Below are 19,015 nucleotides of genomic sequence, written 5' to 3'. Positions count from 1 at the left end.
GCGAGAAAAAATACAGGCGGTTTCGCCTGAGGCCCCTGTGGTGGGTCGGAAAGTTTTAAGGGAGTTGTAAAGGTGATGAACGACAGGAAAGACCAGCTCGCCATCGTAACCGGTGCGGCAGGGGATATTGGCCGGGCGATTGCTGCGGCACTTTCTGAAAGCCATAAAAAGGTGGTGCTGGTCGATATCGATGCCGACGCCCTGTCCGATGCGCTTTACAAGCTTTCCGGTCCGGGCTTCGTTGCCAAGACCTGTGATGTCACTGATCCGCAGGATCTTGCGCGGCTGGCCGCCGAGGTCGCGGAGTTTGGCGAAGTCGCCACCCTCGTCAATAATGCCGGTGCGGCACGGGCCGTCAGCCTGCACGACACAACGGCTGAAATCTGGCGCAAGGACAATGCGCTCAATCTGGAAGCGCCGTTTCTCTGCTTCAGGGCTTTCGAGGAGGCGTTGAAGCGCACCCAGGGCTCTGTCATCAATATCACATCCGTCAATGGCATGGCTGTGTTCGGCCATCCGGCCTATAGCGCGGCAAAGGCCGGGTTGATCCATCTGACCAAGCTGATCGCCGTCGAATACGGCAAATTCGGCATCCGCGCTAACGCAGTCGCGCCGGGCACCGTCCGCACGCAGGCATGGGAGGCGCGCGCTGCCACCAATCCCCAGGTCTTCGAGGAAGCCAAGCACTGGTATCCGCTGCAGCGGATCGTCAGACCCGAGGATGTGGCCAATGCGGTTGCTTTTCTCGCTGGCCCGCAGGCTGCCGCCATCAGCGGCGTGTGCCTGCCGGTCGATTGTGGGCTGACGGCAGGCCAAGCGCCACTCGCCCGGACATTTTCGCAATCCGAACACTACTGACCGAAACCCTCTGACGGGTTCAATGCGCAATAAAGGGGAGCATCATGGCGCTCGCACAGTATCGTCTCGAAAATTCATGGCATCCGCTCGCTGAGTCGGCATCCGGCGGTTTCACCTTCACGCTGGTCAATCTATCCCACGAACCACTGAAGGATTTTCGCATCGTTTATACGTCGCTCACGCGCACAGTGGACAAGCCGGTGTGCGGCAACGCCATCTATCTGCGTCGCAACGCCAATTTCCATGAATTTGCACCCCCATCCGGTTTCGTGCTGGAGCCGGGCAAATCCTGGCGCTTCACCGTCGATGGCCTGTTGAGACCTGCCCGGCATCGCACGGATGGTGCAAAATCCGCCTATGTCAGCCTTGCCGATGGCACACATCGCGCCGTGGATGTGGGTGACCTGATGCTGGATGGGCGCCACAGCGAGCCGGCGCCGGTGCTGCTTCCCGAAGGCAAGCTCGATCTGCCCTTCGCCATCCAGCCCTGGCCAGCTGAAATCGATGCCGAACCGGGTGAAGGCTTTCCCGTAGCACTTTTCCCGATGGAGGACGCCAGGGCGGAGGAAGCGCTTGCGGTGGAAACCGTGCTGTCGCTGTTCCGCAGGCTCTTTGCCGTCGGGCATGTGCCTTTCAGCCTTGCGCCGGTGCATGAGGGAAAACCGCTGCGTTTCAAGCAGCATAGCGGGCTCGAAGCGGAAGGTTACCGCATCGCTTTTTCCAACGAAGCCGTCACCGTGGAATATTCCGCCGCTGCCGGCCTGCAATATGGCCTGACGGTTCTGGCGCAGCTGCTGCATGGCGCGCGCATTGATCCGAAGTTCCGTTTCCCGGCCTCCGGCACCATCAGCGATGCGCCGCGTTACAGCTGGCGCGGCTGCCATCTGGATGTCTCGCGGCAATTTTATCCGACCGATGATGTGCTGCGGCTGATCGATATTCTCGCATGGCTGCGCATGAACCGCTTCCATTGGCACCTGACGGATGACGAGGCGTGGCGTCTCGAAATCAAGGCTTATCCCTTGTTGACCACCGTCGGCGCGACGCGCGGTCCGGATGGGCCGCTTCTGCCGCAGCTCGGCAATGGCGCGGAACCGGTTTCCGGCTATTACACGCAGGATAATGTGCGCCTGGTTGTGGCGCATGCGGCGGCACTGAATGTCGAAATCGTGCCGGAGGTGGATATTCCCGGTCACAGCACCGCGGCTCTTGTTGCCTATCCGGAGCTGACGGACGGGCAGGAAGCGCCGGACAGCTATCGCTCGGTGCAGGGATATCCCAATAACGCGCTCAACCCGGCCATCGAGCCGACCTATGAGTTCCTCGGCAAGATTTTCGACGAGATGGTGGAGCTGTTCCCATCGCGGCTCATCCATATCGGCGGCGACGAGGTTGCGGATGGCTCGTGGCTCGCTTCGCCACTGGCCAAGGCGCTGATGGACAAGGAGGGGCTGGACGGCACCTTCGGCATCCAGTCTTATTTCATGAAACGCATTCAGGGGATGCTGCATGAGCGCGGTCGCCAGCTTGCCGGCTGGGACGAGGTTTCCCATGGCGGCGGCGTCGATCCCGCTGGAACATTGCTGATGGCATGGCAGAAGCCAGAAGTCGGGCTTGAGCTTGCAAGGCAGGGTTATGACGTGGTGATGACGCCGGGTCAGGCCTATTATCTCGACATGGTGCAGGACGAAGCCTGGCAGGAGCCCGGCGCAAGCTGGGCCGGCACGGTTCCGCCGTCGCATACCTATGCTTATGAGGCGGTCGGCGATTTCCCTGACGAATTGAAGGAGCGGATGAAGGGTGTTCAGGCCTGCATCTGGTCCGAACATTTTCTCAACCGTGCCTATTTCAACCATCTGGTTTTCCCAAGGCTGCCGGCCATTGCCGAGGCGGCATGGACGCCAAAGGCGCAGAAGGACTGGCTGCGGTTTTCCGCCATCGTTCCCTTGAACCCGGTTTATTGAGGGGAAGGCGAGATGCGTATTGCCGTTGGTGGAATCCATACCGAATGCAGCACCTATTCCCCTGTTCTGATGGGGCAGGAGGATTTTCGCGTGTTTCGGGGCGCGGTGCTTCTGGAGGCCGAATATTTCAATTTCCTCGGGGAAGGCGGAGCGGAGGTATTGCCGCTTCTGCACGCCCGTGCTGTGCCGGGTGGCCCGGTCTCGCGCGGGGCCTATGACGCATTCAAGCAGGAGTTCCTCGAACGCCTGAAGGCCTCGTTGCCGCTGGACGGGCTTTATCTCGCCATGCATGGTGCGATGAATGTCGAAGGCATGGACGATGCGGAAGGCGACTGGATTTCCAGTGCCCGTTCCGTGGTCGGGCCGGATGTCGTGGTCTCTGCGAGCTACGACCTGCACGGTAATGTCAGCCAGACCATCATCGACCAGTTGGATATATTTGCCGGCTACCGAACTGCGCCGCATATCGATGTGCGCGAGACGATGGTGCGGGCTTGGACGATGTTGCTGAAGGCCTTAAAAACGGGAGAAAAGCCCGGCGTGGCCTGGGCGAAAATTCCCGTTCTGCTGCCGGGTGAAAAGACCTCCACGGAAGACGAGCCTGCCAAAAGCCTCTATGCTATTCTGCCGGATCACGATGCGCGGCCCGGCATATGGGATGCAAATTTCATGATCGGTTACGTCTGGGCCGATGAACCTCGGGCAACCGCTTGTGCGGTGGTGACGGGAACCGACAAAGCCGCCGCGAAAGCGGTTGCCAACGAGATCGCGCAATCCTACTGGAGCGCCCGGCAGGATTTTCGTTTCGGGCCTGTGACGGAGCCGCTCGACGCCATCATGGATATTGCGGAGAAAACGACCAGCCGGCCGATCATTCTCGCCGACTCTGGAGACAACCCGACCGGCGGAGGGGTGGGTGACCGCGCCGATGTTCTTTCGGCGCTGATTGAGCGTAACTGGCAGGGCGCTCTTCTGGGCGGCATCACCGATCGGCCTGCTGTCGAGGCCTGCTTTGCGGCAGGCGAGGGCGCATGCCTTTCCCTGAAGATAGGCGGCAGTCTCGATCCGCAAAGCCCGTCTGTCACCGTCGAAGCCCAGGTTCTGAAACTGGACGATCCCGGTGCTGCCGATCAACGGCAAGCGGTGGTCAAGATCGGTGATATCACGGTCATTCTGGCGGCGCGACGCCGGCCCTATCACATGATTTCGGATTTCACCCGTCTGGGCTTCGATCCAAAAGAGGTCAGGCTGCTGGTCGTCAAGTCAGGTTATCTTTCGCCGGAGCTCGCGCCCATCGCCAACCCCAACCTCATGGCATTGACGGAAGGGGTTATCAATCAGGATATCGAAAACCTTCCCAATCACCGCCGGTCCGGCGATTTTTACCCTTGGAAGCCGGATTTCGACTATACACCCGAACCCATCATTTCGGCCCGCTGGCAATGACAGCGGGCCGGTAGCTTTTACCCCAGCGATCCGGCGGGGCCGGATCATCTCAGGCGAATATCCATGCCGTCGGCTCTTTCCATCGTCATCAACAATCCGTCGATCCGCATCGGGGCGCTCGCCATCCTGTTTTTCGGCTTTTCGAATGCGGCGACCGCGCCCTATCAGGCGGTCATCGGTATTCGTGAAATCGGGCTGAGCAACAGCGTCTATTCGTTGCTGATGCTGTTTGCCGCCGTCATCAATGTCAGCGCCAGCGTGCTGATGGGCATCGTCGCCGACAGGCTGGGCGAATACCGCAAGCCCATGCTGCTCATCGCGCTCTTCGGCGTCAGCGGTTATATGCTGGTTTATCTGGTCGGCAACGCCACGGCTTTCGTCAGTGCCAAGCTTATTCTGCTGCCGATTTTCGGGGCGATGAACTCGCTGATCTTCGCGCATGTGCGCGCCGATGCCCGCAATCTTTCGACGGGCGACATGATCGCCGTGAATTCGATCATGAGGGCCACCATCTCGCTGTCCTGGGTACTGGTGCCCGGCATTGTTGGCATTTTTCTGGTGAATTCCGGCAATATGCTTCTGGCGTTCCTGTTTTCGGGTGTCTGCGCGCTCATCTGTTTCCTGCTGGTTGCTTTCTGTCTGCCACGCGCGGCCACGCCGGCGGTCGTCAATAACGAAGCGCGCTTCGGCCTCATGGCTTCGCTTGCGGAAATCGGATCGCGGCGGGTGCTTTTGCGGATCATCGCCATCGCCCTGATCTGCTCCATGCTGCATCTGAATGATTCCATCCGCTCGCTCATCATCACCGGACAGGCAAAGGGTACGGTTGCGGATATCGGTATCGTCGCGGGTATCGTCGCCGCGCTGGAAATTGTCTTCATTCTCCTCTGGGGCTGGATCGAAAAGAAGGTGCCGCAGACGCTGACGCTGGCGGCGGGTGCGGTGCTTTACGCCATCTATCTCATCCTGCAGGGGCTCGCTTCCGCGCCGTGGCACATCTACGCACAGACCGTCATCAGCGCGCTCGGTGCCGCCGCCATCATCAGCATTCCCATCACCTACCTGCAGGAATTGATCGCCGATCGCCCGGGGCTCGGAAGCTCGCTGATCGCGGTCAATATCTTCCTCGGCGCTGGTCTCGGGGCGCTGATTTTTGCCGTCGGAACCTTGGTCTCCAGCTATTCGGGAACGTCGATACTGGGTGCGATCGTCGGTCTGGGCGGTGTTTACATGCTCTACACGCTTGATGGGACCGGCCGCCGCAGGTAACGGCCACCCTGATGAAAGAGGTACCAATGATTCTCGAAATTTGCGTGGACGATGTGGCCGGTCTGGAAGCGGCTGTCAGGGGCGGGGCCGACCGGATCGAGCTTTGTGCGGCGCTGTCCGGCGGCGGCGTGACGCCATCGGCGGGGTTCATGCAGCGGGCTGCGACCTATGGATTGCCGGTGAGTGTCATGATCAGGCCGCGCGCCGGGGATTTCGTGTTCACGCACGACGAGGCCGATGTGATGAAACGCGATATCGATGCGGCGCGCGCGGCGGGGCTTTCCGGCGTTGTACTCGGCGCATCGCGTGGCGATGGCTCGCTTGATATGGCTTTGCTTGAAGACTTGCGCCGTCACGCCGACGGAATGGATGCGACGCTGCACCGGGCGTTTGATGTCGCGCCGGATATGGAAGAGGCCCTGGAGGCTGCCATTTCGCTTGGCTTTCCACGCATCCTGACCTCCGGCGGCGCGCGTTCGGCGCTAGAGGGCGTAAAGACGCTGGCGCGCCTATCGGAGCTTGCCAAAGGCCGGATCGTCATCATGCCCGGAGCGGGTGTGCGTCCGCAAAGCGTTCAGGCTTTGCTGGATAGCTTTCCGATTACGGAAATCCATGCCTCCTGTTCCGCAGTTCCGCTTTATGATCCGGAAAGCAGGGTGGCTAAGCTCGGTTTCACCGGCGCTGGGCGCAAGGCGACGGATGAGGCCGCCGTGCGCGAACTAAAGACGATCCTCAGCGCTCATCATAAAGGCGGTGCAACGCTCTAGCAGTGCCGGCCGCCCCATCGAGATCGAGGTGGATCTTGTCCGGTTCCGGCAGCGCCAATGCCGCCTTGATGGCATCGGCCATGGATTGCGCGGAGATGTGTTTTTCCTCAAGCACCTGTGCGAGCCCTAGTCGCGCCAGTCGTTCCGCGCGGGCGCTTTGCTCCGTTTCGCCACCGGCCGCGAATGGGATCAGGAGCGAGCGGCATTTCGCCTGGAGAATATCGCACACCGTATTGTAACCCGCCTGTGAGACCGAAAGCCGTGCACCGGCAAGCAGGCTGGCGAAATCCTTGCGGAAGCGGAAGACGGAGACATTGTCCGGCGCTTCGGCGGAGATCGCATCGAAATCCGCCTGCGGCATGTTGGGACCGGTGACAAGGCACCAGCTTTTGATGCCAGCGAGCAGCGGGGCCGCTTCAAGGGCTGCCCGGATGAGGGCTGCACCGACGGCACCGCCGCCTGCGGAAACGACAATATCGAATTTTTCCGCCGGCTCCGGCGGTGGCAGCGGGGCGACGAGCCCGGTATAGACAATGCGCTGGCTGATCTCGCCGGCGAGGGGAAAAGTATCTTCCAACCGGGCGAAATCGGGATCGCCGTGCACGAGCACCGCGTCGAAATGTTTCTTCACCAGGGATACGGTCTCTTCGTCCCGGCCCGGCTTGGTCTTTTCCTGCAGAATATCGCGCAGCGATGTCATGACGAGCGGGCGTGGTTCGCTGTCCTCGATCTCGTCCAGCAGTGGCAGCAATTCGAAGCGCACCTGCCTGCGGCCGAAAGGGAAAGCCTCGATGATGACGATATCGGGCTTTGCGCCGTGATAGGCGCCGATCAGCATGTCGGTCCTGAGGTTCTTGAAGGCCTCGTCCACAGGCTTGCCGGAACTGTCGACCAGACCGGAAAAGCTGCTATCGCTGACGGCGATCGGTGGTAGTTCGACATGGCGGATGCCCTCACCCGGAAAACCCGGAACCGGGGTGCCGCCGGTGACCAGAACGACATCGAAACCATCCGCCTGCAGCGCATTGGCAACGCGGCTGGCGCGGGCGATGTGGCCGATGCCGAGGAGATGCTGCACGTAAAAGAAAACGGAAGGACGCTTTTCCATCTCGGTCATGGTGTCTTTTCCCACTCGGTCTCGAACAGAGCCTTTAACTCGGCAATGCTAGTGCGATGGTCGAACGCCGTTCGTACACGGTTTTCGGCGGCAGCGCCCAGACGCTGACGCAATTGCGGATCGGTGATGGCGGTGCGCAGCGCTTCTGCGAAGGCTACCGGATTTTCCGGTTCCGTCAGCAGGCCGTTTTCGCCATTCACGAAGAATTCCGGGATGCCCGATATATTGGTGGAAATGCAGGTCAGCGCCTGGCTCGCGGCCTCCACCAGCACATTGGGAAGGCCGTCGCGGTCGCCATCGCTGGTAATGCGGCAGGCAAGCGCGAAGAGGTCCGCCTCGCGGTAATTTTCCAGCACCTGCTTCTGGTCCATGGCGCCGGTCCAGACGATCCTGTCGGCAATGCCGAGTTCACCGGCCAGTTTTTTCAGCGCGGAGAGTTCATCGCCACCGCCGATATGGGTGAAGCGCCAATGGATTGTCTGGGGAAGCGAGGCGAGCGCCCGCAACAGAATATCGATGCCTTTTTTCTTGACCGCACGACCGACGCTTAAAATCCTGACCGGATCATCAGCGGTTGACCCATCCCTTTCGGGGCGAGGTCCATCGAAATGTGGAAAACGGGTGAGATCGAGCCCGTGATAGCTGAGATGCACATTCTGCTTTGCGCCGGAGAGCTTCTGCAGGTGCTGGAAACCGCCGGCAGTGCAGGTCACGGCCCAGCGGGCGCTTTGCAGCTTGGCTGCGAGGTCACGGTCGCTTGAGGTCCAGATGTCCTTGGCATGGGCGGAAATCGTCCAGGGCGTGCCTGTTATGAGATGGGTATAGGCGGCGACGGAGGCGGGCGTGTGGATGAAGTGAACATGCAGCCATTCGGCATCCACAGGCCATTCATGAGCCAGTACCGCGGCCTGCCCGAAACGGCGAAAGCGGTTGCGGCTGAGATCATGCGGCAGGTCGCTGAAAAACCGGCGAAGTGCCTTGGTAAAGCCCGGCTTTTTACGGCAGGCCCATAGCGCCTTCAGAACCCGCAGGGGCTCCTCATGCAGATATTCCGGCAGATATGTGACGGGCGCGCGGATTTCATCGTGAACGGGGTGGCGCTTCTTGTCCGTCGGACGGCGCATGGACATGAGTTCGAGTTCCAGCCCGGCCTTTTCGAGCCCCAGAAGCTCCTGGGCGATGAAAGTCTCGGACAGGCGCGGATAGCCCTTGAGGAGAACCACGATTTTTTTTGTATCGGTCACGTTGCGCGTGTCTCTTTTGAAGCAGTGTTGGTTGGGAAGCCGATCACGCGGTGAGCGTAATCGGTGCCTTCTCGCTCTCGTGCGGCAGCCATTCCGCAATCCGACGCGATATGTTTTCCAGACCGTCGAGCTTCAGATTCTGGGAGTTGACGGAAGGAGGCGCGCGGTTGGGCAGGGCTTTGAGAGCCTCTGCCATTTTTGCGGGGTTCTCTGCGTCTTCCGGCAAAAGCATGTCGAAAAGGCCAAGCTCCGATGCGCGGGTGGCGCGGATGAGCTGCTCTTCCCGCGGCACCGTGCGGGGCACGACGAGAGCGGGTTTGTCGAAGGACAATATTTCGCAGACGGTGTTGTAGCCGCCCATCGAGACAACGGCCTGGGCCCCGGCGACGAGGTCTTCCATGCGGTTGTCGAATTCGATGATCTCGATATGCGGGATATCGGCAACGCTGCTCATGAAGCGCTGGCGCTGATCCGCGGGCATATAGGGGCCGAGCACGACAAGCGCTTTATGCGTCAGTTCCGGGTCATGGTGATAGGCGTTGATGACGTCATCTATCAGTTCACTGCCATCGCCGCCGCCGCCGGTGGTGATGAGAAGATAATCGCCTTCCGGCCGGTGTGCCACGGTTTCGGCCTGGGTTTTGGATCGTTGCAGGAAACCGACGAAATCCATCTTGTCGCGCACGGTCTGCGGAACGTCGAGCCCTGTCAGCGGGTCGTGGAAATCCGGCGGGCCGTAGACCCAGACATGGTCATAGAACTGGCCGATCTTGGTCATGACGTTGTTGCGCTTCCACTCGGCCTCGAGCAGTTGCGGGGCATCCATGACGTCGCGCAGGCCAATGACGAGCTTGGTGCCCTGTCCCTTGAGATAGGCAAGCGTTTCCTCCACCTCGCCGCGCAGGCCCATGGGCTCCTTGTCGACGATGAAGATGTCAGGCTGGAAGCTCTCGGCGGTGTGATAAATGATGGATCGGCGCATCTTCAGCGTTTCCTGGAGATCGATATGCCTGTCCATCGAGGTGTATTCGCCGTTGCGCAGCTTGATGACGCTCGGGATTTTCACGAAATCGACGCGGGCGCGATAATCGAATGCACCGGCAATGGTCGCGCCCGATATGATGAGGACGTTGAGGCCACGATAATCCTCCACCAGCGCATGCGCGATGGTGCGACACCGTCGCAGATGGCCGAGCCCGAAGGAATCATGGCTGTACATGAGAATGCGCGCGTCGTTCAAACGAGGGCTCATGGGCCACACCTCTTTTTGCCTTCCACAAAAAAGGCGATGGCTGAAGGGCAATAGATCAAGGTGTATTCCATTTTATCTGAAGGGGTCCGCAGCATCACGTAGTCCGTCGCCGAAGAAATTAAAGGCCAGAATGACGAGAACGACCGGGATCGTCGGGATGAGAAGCCACGGATATAGCGCAATGACGCTGACGCTGCGCGCCTCCGTGAGCAGAATTCCCCAACTTGTGATCGGTGGCCTGAGACCCAGGCCGAGGAAGCTCAGGGCGGTCTCGCCGAGAATCATGCCGGGTATCGTCAGGGTGGCCGAAGCGATGAGATGCGACATGAAGCCGGGGATAAGGTGTCTGCCGATGATGCGCGGTGTGCCGGCACCCATCAATTGCGCAGATAAAACATAGTCTTCCTCGCGAAGCGCCAGAAGCTTCGAGCGCACGGCGCGCGCAAGGCCCGTCCAGTCCAGCATGCCGAGAATGATGGTGATGCCGAGATAGACGAGGATCGGACTCCAGGTCACCGGCATGATGGCCGCCAGCGCCAGCCAGAGAGGAATGCTGGGGATGGATTGCAGCACCTCGATGATGCGCTGGACAATCAGGTCAAAGGTGCCGCCGCGATAGCCCGCCAGACCGCCGATCACAATGCCGAGAACGAAGCTCATGGCAACACCGAGAAGACCGATGGTCAGCGAGATGCGCGCGCCGTAGATAATCCGCGACAGCACATCGCGCCCCAGCCTGTCAGTGCCGAGCAGGAACATTTCACCGCCTTCGGCCGGGCATACAAAGTGGGTTCTGCCCTCAAACATGCCCCAGAAGCGATAGGTATCGCCCTTGCAAAAGAAGCGCAGCGGCTGGATATCCGTCGGCACATCCCGGTAGACGCGCCTCAGATTGTCCATGTCGAGCGTCATTTCCCGGCCATAAACGAAGGGACCGACAAATTTTCCGTCGTCGAAGAGGTGGATAGCCTGCGGCGGCGCGTAGATATGCTCGATATTGCGGGTATGAAGATTGTAAGGGGCGAGGAACTCGCTGATCAGGATCGAAAGATAGATCAGCGCCAGAAACGCGCCGGACCACACAGCGATCTTGTGCTGGCGGAATTGCCACCACATCAGCTTCAGCTGTGATGCCTTGCTGAAGGCCGCCATTCCAGAGGTGTTGGGTTCGATGAGCGACGGGTCGAAGGGTGCCGTCGAGACGTAATGGGGCAGCGCTTCGCCTGATTTCGGAATGGATGAAGTCATTTGACGTTACCACCTCCGAAGCGGATGCGCGGGTCGAGTATGGCAAGGGCGATATCCGACACCAGAACGCCGATCACCGTCAGGAAAGCCAGGAACATCAGGAACGAGCCGGCAAGATACATATCCTGGCTTTGCAAAGCCCGGATGAGCATGGGGCCAGTGGTTTCGAGCGACAGAACGACGGCGGTGATTTCAGCGCCTGAGATGATGGCGGGCAGGATCGAGCCGATATCCGAAATGAAGAAATTCAGCGCCATGCGCAGCGGATATTTGATCAGCACCTTAAAGGGGTGCAGCCCCTTGGCGCGGGCTGTCACCACATATTGTTTCTGCAACTCGTCCAGCAGATTGGCGCGCAGGCGGCGGATCATGCCGGCAGTGCCTGCCGTTCCGATGATGAGGACGGGGATCCAGATATGTTCGAGGATCGATTTGAACTTCGCCCAGCTCATCGCCTGGTTCAGATATTCCCGGTCCATCAGATGGCCGATGGAGATGCCGAACCAGATATTGGCGAAATACATCAGGATCAGTGCCAGCATGAAGTTGGGAATGGCGATGCCGAGCAGGCCGAGGAAGGTGAGCCCGTAATCGCCCCAGCTGTATTTATGCGTGGCGGAATAGATGCCGATTGGAAAGGCAAGAATCCAGGTGACGATGATGGTGACGAAGGAGACCAGAACCGTCAGCCAGAGGCGGTCTCCCACCACATCGCTGACCGGCAGCTGATATTCGAAGGAATAACCGAAATCGCCGACCAGCATGCCGGTCGCCCAGCGGAAATAGCGGATCGGTGCCGGCTGATCGAAACCGTAACGGGTGCGCAATTCCTCGATTTCGGCAAGGTTTGCCGTCTCGCCCATCGCGCGCAGCTCGGCGACGTAGCTTTCGAAATAATCGCCCGGCGGCAGTTCGATGATGGTGAAGACCAGCATCGAGATCAGGATCAGCGTGGGGATCATGACGAGGATGCGCTTGATTATATACCGCAGCATATCAGGCGTCTCCGTCATACCAGAAGGCATCCGGCATATAGACGCCGAGATAGGATGTGGGCTCATAACCGAAAAGCGCCTTGTCCGGCACATTTCGCATGCGTTTGACATGGACGACGGGTTGCAGCGCGCCGTTGACGATGCCGATCGAAAACACCTGCTGGGTATAAATACCGAGCATTTCCAGCCAGATCGCCTCCCGTTCTTCCTCGGTGACGCTTCTGCGCCATTTTTTGAGGAGATTGAGAAGATGCGCCGCCTCCGGCAGGTCGGGCTCCTTGCCCTCGCGGCCGCCGGACAGATAATGAATGCCCCAGACCGGCCATTGCAGCTGATCGTCGCCAGTGGGCGCGAGACCGGAAGGCAGCATGTCAGGTGTGGGCACGCCATTGTCCATGCCCATCCATACCGACATCAGCACCTCGCCGCCCATCGCGCGCTTGCGGAAGACGTCGCGCTGGGTGGGGCGCACCGAAACCGCAATGCCGATATGTCGCCAGTGATCCGTCACCAGTTCCATGACATCGGTTTCGAGTGTGCTTTCGCCTGTCGTTTCGACGATGATATAGGCGGGTCGACCATCCGGCAGGAGCCGAAGGCCGGCATTGTCGCGCTTGTCGAAACCCGCTTCATCGAGCAGCCTGTTGGCCGCCGCACGATCGAAAGCGCTCCAGGCGTCCGCAAATTCCTGCCGGTAAAGCGGACTTTCCGGGAGCACGGTGTCGGCGCTTTCCTTGGCCAATCCGTAAAAGCAGACCATGTTGATTTCATGCCGGTTGATCGCGAGCGACAGGGCGCGGCGCACGCGCACGTCCTGGAAAGCGGTGCGCCAGACCGGATCGGCGCAATTGAGATTGGGCAGCAGCGCGATGCGCGAGCCTTGAGAGCGTTTGTAGAGATTGACCTTCAGGGGGAAACGCTTTTCCGCATCCTTCAGGAAAGTGTAATCGGCGAAATCGAGGCCGAAATATTGCAGGTCGCTATCGCCCGATGCCGTTTTGGCCGAGATGATATCGGAGGAGGTGACGTTCAGCAGGAAACGGTCGAGATAAGGCAGTTGCAGGCCGTTTTCGTCGACGCGGTGATAATAGGGGTTGCGCTCGAACACGAATTGCTCGGCCGGCGGCGAGGTCGTGTTTCGCCATGCGTCGAGAGTCGGCAAAGCGGGGTTCTCCGGCCGGACCTGCCGTGACATCTTGATATGCAGCCCGCTCCAGTCATCCGCCTTGTTCTTCTTGATAAGCTTGGCGAGATTTTCCGCGGTCTGATATTTGACGTGGAACTGCTTCATGTAAGCGGCGGGAAGGAACAGCCGCGCAGGCGAGGCCGCCGCGAGCTTTGCCAGGAAATCCGGGTTCGGGCCTTCCCAAGTGTAACGCACCGTCAGCCGGTCGACGACTTCGATCAGCGGTGGATTATTGTTGACCAGAAGTTCGATCGGTGGACCGCCCTTGTGAATTTCCTTGTTGAGGGCGACATCCTCCCAGAAATACCGGAAATCCTCGGAAGTGAAGTCGCTGCCATCGGACCATTTGTGGCCCTCGCGCAGCTTGAAGGTGAAGATGCGCTCTTCCTGAACCTCGTAGCTTTCGAGGATGTCCGGATGCAGTTCGAATTTTTCGTCATAACCGACAAGGCGGGCATAGTTGCTGATCGGCATGAGCCGGATGTCACGCTGTCCGCCAATGAGCATGCGCACCGAGCCGCCATGTTTTCCCGGTTCGCGGCCAAGCGCTTTCATGTCGATGACGCGCGGGTTTTTCGGCAGGCGCTCGGCCACGTCGGGCAATTCGCCCTTTTCGCGTTTGTCCTTGAAATAGGCCGGGTCGACATAGGCGGCGCGCGCATAGGCCGGCAGGAAGACGGAGGCCAGCAAGGCGAGCGTGGTGCGGCGCGTGATCAAGGGCGAAGCTCCCTGATATCGGCATTGCCGTTGGCAAGGACGAAATGGCCTTCGCCGAGATCGGCTGATATCATCTCGCAATCACCCTCGTCCCGGAACTGCTTACCCCAGTCGAATTTGCCTGTCGCGCTGATCTTGCCGATGGTGCGGAAATCGAGCGGACGATCGAGATCGGGGAAAGGCACGGCGGCCAGCAGAGATTTCGTATAGGGGTGAATCGGGGAGCGCATCAGGATTTCCCGCGGTGCCAGTTCCACGATACGGCCCTCGCACATCACGGCCACGCGGTCTGCCATATAGTCCACCACCGCGAGATTATGCGAGATGAAGAGATAGGTGAGCCCGAGATCCTGCTGCAAATCCTTCAGCAGATTGAGGATCTGCGCCTGCACCGAGACATCGAGAGCGGAGACGGGTTCATCGCAGATCAGCAATTCGGGACCGAGCGCCAGGGCGCGGGCAATGCCGATACGCTGCCTCTGGCCGCCAGAGAAACTATGGGGATAGCGGTTCAGCGCGCTTTCGCCGAGGCCGATCGCCCTGACGAGACCACGGACTTTTTCCGCGCGGTATTTCGCATCGCCCCGCCCGTGGATTTCGAGCGGCTCGCTCAGGATATTGCCGACGGTCATGCGGGGAGACAGCGATGAAATCGGGTCCTGGAAGACCATCTGTATCTTCGACCGCAGCTCTTTGAGATCACCGTCCTTCGCATTGAGGACGTCGATATCGCCTTCCGGCCGGTGAAAGGTTATCGAACCCTCATCCGGCCGGACGGCGCGCATGAGGATTTTACTGACGGTGGTCTTGCCGCTGCCGCTTTCGCCGACCAGCCCGAGGCATTCGCCGCGACAGATTTCAAAACTGACGCTGTTGACCGCCTTCGTGGCATTGGCGTCGCTTTTGCGGAACCAGCTGGATTTGCGGGTCGTGAAGGTCTTGCTGATGTTGTCGACGGTCAGAAGCGGGCCGGGGGTTTTGTTGACCGCGGCGGTCTTTTTGCCGACGAGGCTTTCGTGGTCCACCTTGATTTCGCGCAGCGCCTTCAGCCTTTCGCCGGGCTTCATGTCGAAATGCGGTACGGCGGCCATCAGGCCCTTGAGATATGGATGGCCCGGCGCCTTGAAAATGTCATCGACCGTGCCGGCTTCCATGATCTCGCCCTGATAGATCACGGCCACTTCGTCGGCGATGTTAGCGACAACACCGAGATCGTGGGTGATGAGCAGCATGCTCATATTCAGCCTGCTCTGGAGATCGCGCAGCAGCTTGAGGATTTGTGCCTGTATCGTCACATCCAGCGCGGTTGTCGGCTCATCCGCAATCAAAAGTGCAGGCCGACAGATGAGTGCCATGGCGATCATGGCACGCTGGCGCATGCCGCCCGACAGTTCGAAGGGATACATGTTCACGACCTTCTTGGGTTTGGAAAACCCTACGAGATCGAGTGTTTCATACATTTTTTCCGCGCGCTCTGCCGGCGACAGGATGCTGTGGATTCTGAGCGCTTCATCGATCTGGTTGCCGATGGTGTGCAGCGGCGAAAAGGAGGTCATGGGCTCCTGAAAAATCAGACCGATGCGATTGCCACGGATCGAGCGGATTTCCCGGCCGTCCTTCGGCAATTGCAGCAGATCGATGGGGCCGGCGGCGGCGTTTTCAGGGTCGGTAAACAGCACGCGGCCGTTCACCCGCGCCGTTTTGGGATGGATGCCCATGATGGTCTGGCCGATGACGGACTTTCCCGAGCCGGATTCGCCGACAAGAGCCGTCACTTTTCCCGGGAGAATGCGCAGGCTGGTATCCCTGACGGCATCAATGGTGCCGCCCATGAGAGAAAAAGAGACCCGCAGATTTTCAATACGGAGCAAATCTGCGCCAGCGCTCATGCCAAAAGGTTCCTTGCCGTCTCTTTATCTTGCCTTGTGACAATTGTTCAGGAGGGCTTAAACTCACGTTATCGCAGGGTTTGTTGTCTGTCTATGCCTCTGAAACATTGAATTGTTTAGCAAATTCAAAGCCGGCTTCCGAAATGTGGCGGCTTGCCCGACCGTGCATGTTTGGTGCTATGTTAACGGGCGCTTTTGAATGAGGATCCATGTCCGACAAGAAATATTACGACGCTCAGTTCGATAAGGCCCGGCAGTTGCAAAATGAAGGGCAATATGCGGAAGCAGACGCGCTTCTCTTATCGTTGGTTGCAGCAAAGGACGCGCATCTGATGGGCGAGCGAACTGTGCTGGGCCTGCCGCGCCGACTGCATGCCGCGCGGCTGCGCCTCGCCAAGGCCGAAGGCGATCTGGTTGCCAGGATCGGTTATCAATATACGCTGGTTCCGCCGCCGGATATGCTGGCAAAATATACGCAGTTTTCCGCCGAAGACCGGCGCATGATTAATCGCAAAAGCCGGGAGGATGTGCCGCGGCTCATTCACCAGATATGGATCGGGGAAAAAGCGCCGCCGATATCGGTCAAAGCCTGGGCCGCCCATGCCGCGCGGCATGGTTACGACTATCGACTCTGGCGGGAGGCAGATCTTGAGCGGGAGGGTGTGTTTTCGAATGCCATCTTTAACAGGATGCTCAGTGAGGGCGATTATCCCGGCGCGGTGGACGTGGCGCGTTACATCCTGCTGGAGCGTTTTGGCGGTATCTATCTCGACTGCGACTGGTATCCGGCGCGCGACGATAGGAGTTTCGATGCTTTCGTGCCTCTGGCAGGGCTGACGGCGTTTGACGAAAAAACGCCGCGCGATACGGGGCAGGGGAGCATGCTGCTTGCCAATTCCTTCATTGCTGCCCCAGCCGGACATCCGGTCTTTCGCAAGATGCTCGATTCCTTTCCAGGGATCATCGAGGAAATGCCGCGTGCGCCGGCCTGGTGGTCGACCGGTCCGCTGATCTTCACCGTCATCGCCCGGGCGGGCAGTATCAGCCTTGCGCCGGCGTCGTTTGTCGCCGTGACCCTTGCCGACCGCGCACCGCTGGAGGAGGTGGAGGCGATCAGGCGGGAACTTGCCACGCAGGACAGCGGGATGCTGATCGCCTGGAAGTCATGGTGATATCTCGTTGACGAGATCGTTCGAGGAACGCCAGCGGGCGGCGGGATGCCCTGTCGTCACCTCGAAAAGCTGCCGCAGGAAGCGCCAGACAGTATCGTCATGCACAAGATGATGGGTGAGGATACCGGTCGTGCCGCCCTCTTCGGCGGTGCGCAGTATGCGGGCTGCGGTCTCGGAAAACAGGATATCATTGTCACGGCCGCCGCGGCTGCCGTGCCAGTCGATGACATCGACATGGGTGTTCAGGCACGGCGGCACGGTGTTTTTCTCGGGGCCGAAGACGGATAAAGCGCGATATCCGATATCCGCCAAACTCGTCACGATACCGGCATCGACACGATTCCACGGCGGCACCAGCATCGGCACAAGACGCCTGCCATGCAGGTCGTGGAGCTTATCCAGTCCGGATTGCAATTCATCAAGCACGATGGCCGGGTCGCGATGCGGCCCGAGTTCCTGTTTCTTTTCCTTGTCCCCGGCGTAATTCACATGTGACCAGCCATGGACGGCGACGTCAGCAATATCCGAGGCATCCAGATGTGTCGCAAGCTTATCCGTCGTCATCTCGGGAATGACCGCGAGCGTAACAGGGACGGAAAAGCTACCGCAAAGATCAAGCAGTATGTCGAGAGCGAGCGTCGGTTCCACCGCATCGTCGTCCCGCAGCCAGAGATCGGCCTTTATGCCGCGCCGACTGCATTCATCCAGTGCCGCGGTGAGTTTTTTCAGACTCATGATCTTCGTGCCTTTGCCTGCAAAAGAATTTGGTTCAGCGTCGTTGCGGCGTTTTCCAGAGATCGTTCATTGATGACGAACTGGCGGGCCGCTTTTGCCAGCTCCTCACGCTGTCTGTCATCGCCGAGCAGGGTCCTGATTGCCTCGGCGTAAGCGGCTGTATCATTTTCCGGTGTCAGTAATCCTGTCGTGCCGGATTTTACCACCTCGGGAACGCCGGCGACTTTTTCGGCCACGACAGGCAGACCGGCGGCCTGCGCTTCGAGATAGGCGAGACCATAGGCCTCGCCATGACCCGGCCAGACATAAAGGGAAGCTTTTGAAAGAAGTGTCGCGATTTCTGTCGGGCTTTTTTCCCCGTGCCAGCCAAGGCGATGATCGGGAAACGCGCTGAACATCGTCTCCACGGCCGCGCGTTCCGGGCCGTCGCCGATGATATCCAGCGTCCAGTCGAGAGTCTCAGGCAGTAAAGCCAGCGCTTCGGACAGGGTACGATAGCTCGAGAGCTTGTCGCCCGCCCGCATCATGGCGACGGTGATCAGCCTTGCGGGCTCCGGCCGGGGTATGTTGCTGAGAAATGCCCCGGCGTCGATGAATGGTGGCAATATCGCCCATTGCAGGGTGGGGGAAGCGCGCACAAGCCCTTCACGGTCCCGCGCGGTGAAGCAGATATTGACCGCGGCCCCGTTCAATGCGGCGAGCAACCCGTCCTGAATCGCCTGCCAGCCCATGCCGTTGCGTTTCGGCGAATAGGATGCCTCTGCAGTCACATATGCGATGCCGAAACGGTGCACGAGTTCCGGGCCGAGCAAATCCGGAGCCTTGTAATAGGGGTGATAACAAAACCAGAGGTCCGGTGCGCCCTCCTGCCGCCAGCGCTCCGCTATCGCTTCGATTTCGCGTCCCGCCTCATCGATCAGCGCTGGCCGCGCCGGATCGTCCGGCTGTTTCAGAAAGCTGCGCAGTTCCGAGGCGACGAAAACCTCATGGCCAGCCATCGTCATCGCTTTCATCAAAAGTCGGGCCATCAGCCGGTCGCCGGAGGGAACGGGATGGTAGGGTGACTTGAGCGGCGAATAAAAGGCGATCTTCATGCGGATGGTTGTGCGTCGCCTGCGGCTTGGGCGTCAACCGGAATTTGAAAGGGCCGAGCCTT

At 59.6% G+C, this 19,015-nt stretch carries 15 protein-coding genes; 6 read left to right on the top strand and 9 right to left on the bottom strand.

Annotated features, from left to right (window positions below):
- The first annotated feature begins 75 nt into the window (after positions 1–75).
- The 5 genes from ATU_RS12645 to ATU_RS12625 all read left to right on the top strand — a co-directional run bounded on the left by ATU_RS12645 (position 76) and on the right by ATU_RS12625 (position 6,304).
- Positions 76–858, top strand: coding sequence for an SDR family oxidoreductase (locus ATU_RS12645; protein WP_010972428.1), 783 nt, complete (start codon positions 76–78; stop codon positions 856–858).
- Positions 859–902: 44 nt separating this feature from the next.
- Entirely contained in the window at positions 903–2,822 is a 1,920-nt protein-coding gene (locus ATU_RS12640) for a beta-N-acetylhexosaminidase (protein WP_010972427.1), read from the top strand.
- Between the two features lie 12 nt (positions 2,823–2,834).
- A complete protein-coding gene (locus ATU_RS12635) occupies positions 2,835–4,268 on the top strand; it encodes a M81 family metallopeptidase (RefSeq protein WP_010972426.1) in 1,434 nt (477 codons plus the stop codon).
- Positions 4,269–4,331: 63 nt separating this feature from the next.
- Complete coding sequence (locus ATU_RS12630) at positions 4,332–5,537, top strand: MFS transporter (protein WP_010972425.1); 1,206 nt, start codon at positions 4,332–4,334, stop codon at positions 5,535–5,537.
- A gap of 26 nt (positions 5,538–5,563) precedes the next feature.
- Positions 5,564–6,304 (top strand): copper homeostasis protein CutC, encoded by a 741-nt coding sequence (locus ATU_RS12625; protein WP_010972424.1) that lies wholly within the window; start codon positions 5,564–5,566, stop codon positions 6,302–6,304.
- Here the strand turns inward: ATU_RS12625 and ATU_RS12620 are convergent.
- The 7 genes from ATU_RS12620 to ATU_RS12590 all read right to left on the bottom strand — a co-directional run bounded on the left by ATU_RS12620 (position 6,270) and on the right by ATU_RS12590 (position 15,952).
- The gene (locus tag ATU_RS12620) at positions 6,270–7,421 is read right to left on the bottom strand and encodes a glycosyltransferase family protein (protein ID WP_010972423.1); all 1,152 of its coding nucleotides are present in this window, start codon (positions 7,419–7,421) and stop codon (positions 6,270–6,272) included. The two genes, ATU_RS12625 and ATU_RS12620, sit on opposite strands and share 35 nt — an antisense overlap.
- Positions 7,418–8,665 (bottom strand): glycosyltransferase family 4 protein, encoded by a 1,248-nt coding sequence (locus ATU_RS12615; RefSeq protein WP_035257964.1) that lies wholly within the window; start codon positions 8,663–8,665, stop codon positions 7,418–7,420. Before ATU_RS12615 ends, ATU_RS12620 begins: the two co-directional genes overlap by 4 nt.
- A 43-nt stretch (positions 8,666–8,708) precedes the next feature.
- A complete protein-coding gene (locus tag ATU_RS12610; RefSeq protein ID WP_006310733.1) occupies positions 8,709–9,917 on the bottom strand; it encodes a glycosyltransferase family protein in 1,209 nt (402 codons plus the stop codon).
- A 72-nt stretch (positions 9,918–9,989) separates the two neighbouring features.
- Complete coding sequence (locus ATU_RS12605) at positions 9,990–11,165, bottom strand: ABC transporter permease (protein ID WP_006310732.1); 1,176 nt, start codon at positions 11,163–11,165, stop codon at positions 9,990–9,992.
- Entirely contained in the window at positions 11,162–12,160 is a 999-nt protein-coding gene (locus tag ATU_RS12600; protein ID WP_010972421.1) for an ABC transporter permease, read from the bottom strand. The genes ATU_RS12605 and ATU_RS12600 overlap by 4 nt, the downstream gene beginning before the upstream one ends.
- A 1-nt stretch (position 12,161) precedes the next feature.
- Complete coding sequence (locus tag ATU_RS12595) at positions 12,162–14,063, bottom strand: ABC transporter substrate-binding protein (protein WP_010972420.1); 1,902 nt, start codon at positions 14,061–14,063, stop codon at positions 12,162–12,164.
- On the bottom strand, positions 14,060–15,952 hold the full coding sequence (locus tag ATU_RS12590; protein ID WP_010972419.1) for an ABC transporter ATP-binding protein: 1,893 nt from the start codon (positions 15,950–15,952) through the stop codon (positions 14,060–14,062). The genes ATU_RS12595 and ATU_RS12590 overlap by 4 nt, the downstream gene beginning before the upstream one ends.
- A gap of 209 nt (positions 15,953–16,161) precedes the next feature.
- Between ATU_RS12590 and ATU_RS12585 the strand changes: the two genes are divergently transcribed.
- The gene (locus ATU_RS12585) at positions 16,162–17,124 is read left to right on the top strand and encodes a glycosyltransferase family 32 protein (protein WP_035257959.1); all 963 of its coding nucleotides are present in this window, start codon (positions 16,162–16,164) and stop codon (positions 17,122–17,124) included.
- Here ATU_RS12585 and ATU_RS12580 read toward each other — a convergent pair.
- Both ATU_RS12580 and ATU_RS12575 read right to left on the bottom strand, forming a co-directional pair.
- Positions 17,116–17,859, bottom strand: a complete 744-nt coding sequence (locus ATU_RS12580; protein ID WP_006310727.1) for a polysaccharide deacetylase family protein — start codon at positions 17,857–17,859, stop codon at positions 17,116–17,118. The two genes, ATU_RS12585 and ATU_RS12580, sit on opposite strands and share 9 nt — an antisense overlap.
- Positions 17,856–18,953, bottom strand: a complete 1,098-nt coding sequence (locus ATU_RS12575; protein WP_006310726.1) for a glycosyltransferase family 4 protein — start codon at positions 18,951–18,953, stop codon at positions 17,856–17,858. The genes ATU_RS12580 and ATU_RS12575 overlap by 4 nt, the downstream gene beginning before the upstream one ends.
- Between the last annotated feature and the right edge of the window lie 62 nt (positions 18,954–19,015).

Origin of the sequence: Agrobacterium fabrum str. C58, assembly GCF_000092025.1 — a bacterium.
Lineage (GTDB): Bacteria > Pseudomonadota > Alphaproteobacteria > Rhizobiales > Rhizobiaceae > Agrobacterium > Agrobacterium fabrum.
The sequence above is the reverse complement of the archived record's forward strand: the minus strand, read 5'-3'. Positions and strand labels throughout refer to the sequence as shown.

What these genes read in the sequence shown, in the direction of transcription:
- ATU_RS12580 (WP_006310727.1), bottom strand. Translation starts at nt 17,859, where the DNA reads ATGAGTCTGAAAAAACTCACCGCGGCACTGGATGAATGCAGTCGGCGC.
- ATU_RS12635 (WP_010972426.1), top strand. Translation starts at nt 2,835, where the DNA reads ATGCGTATTGCCGTTGGTGGAATCCATACCGAATGCAGCACCTATTCC.
- ATU_RS12610 (WP_006310733.1), bottom strand. Translation starts at nt 9,917, where the DNA reads ATGAGCCCTCGTTTGAACGACGCGCGCATTCTCATGTACAGCCATGAT.
- ATU_RS12620 (WP_010972423.1), bottom strand. Translation starts at nt 7,421, where the DNA reads ATGACCGAGATGGAAAAGCGTCCTTCCGTTTTCTTTTACGTGCAGCAT.
- ATU_RS12590 (WP_010972419.1), bottom strand. Translation starts at nt 15,952, where the DNA reads ATGAGCGCTGGCGCAGATTTGCTCCGTATTGAAAATCTGCGGGTCTCT.
- ATU_RS12605 (WP_006310732.1), bottom strand. Translation starts at nt 11,165, where the DNA reads ATGACTTCATCCATTCCGAAATCAGGCGAAGCGCTGCCCCATTACGTC.
- ATU_RS12640 (WP_010972427.1), top strand. Translation starts at nt 903, where the DNA reads ATGGCGCTCGCACAGTATCGTCTCGAAAATTCATGGCATCCGCTCGCT.
- ATU_RS12645 (WP_010972428.1), top strand. Translation starts at nt 76, where the DNA reads ATGAACGACAGGAAAGACCAGCTCGCCATCGTAACCGGTGCGGCAGGG.
- ATU_RS12575 (WP_006310726.1), bottom strand. Translation starts at nt 18,953, where the DNA reads ATGAAGATCGCCTTTTATTCGCCGCTCAAGTCACCCTACCATCCCGTT.
- ATU_RS12600 (WP_010972421.1), bottom strand. Translation starts at nt 12,160, where the DNA reads ATGCTGCGGTATATAATCAAGCGCATCCTCGTCATGATCCCCACGCTG.
- ATU_RS12585 (WP_035257959.1), top strand. Translation starts at nt 16,162, where the DNA reads ATGTCCGACAAGAAATATTACGACGCTCAGTTCGATAAGGCCCGGCAG.
- ATU_RS12625 (WP_010972424.1), top strand. Translation starts at nt 5,564, where the DNA reads ATGATTCTCGAAATTTGCGTGGACGATGTGGCCGGTCTGGAAGCGGCT.
- ATU_RS12630 (WP_010972425.1), top strand. Translation starts at nt 4,332, where the DNA reads ATGCCGTCGGCTCTTTCCATCGTCATCAACAATCCGTCGATCCGCATC.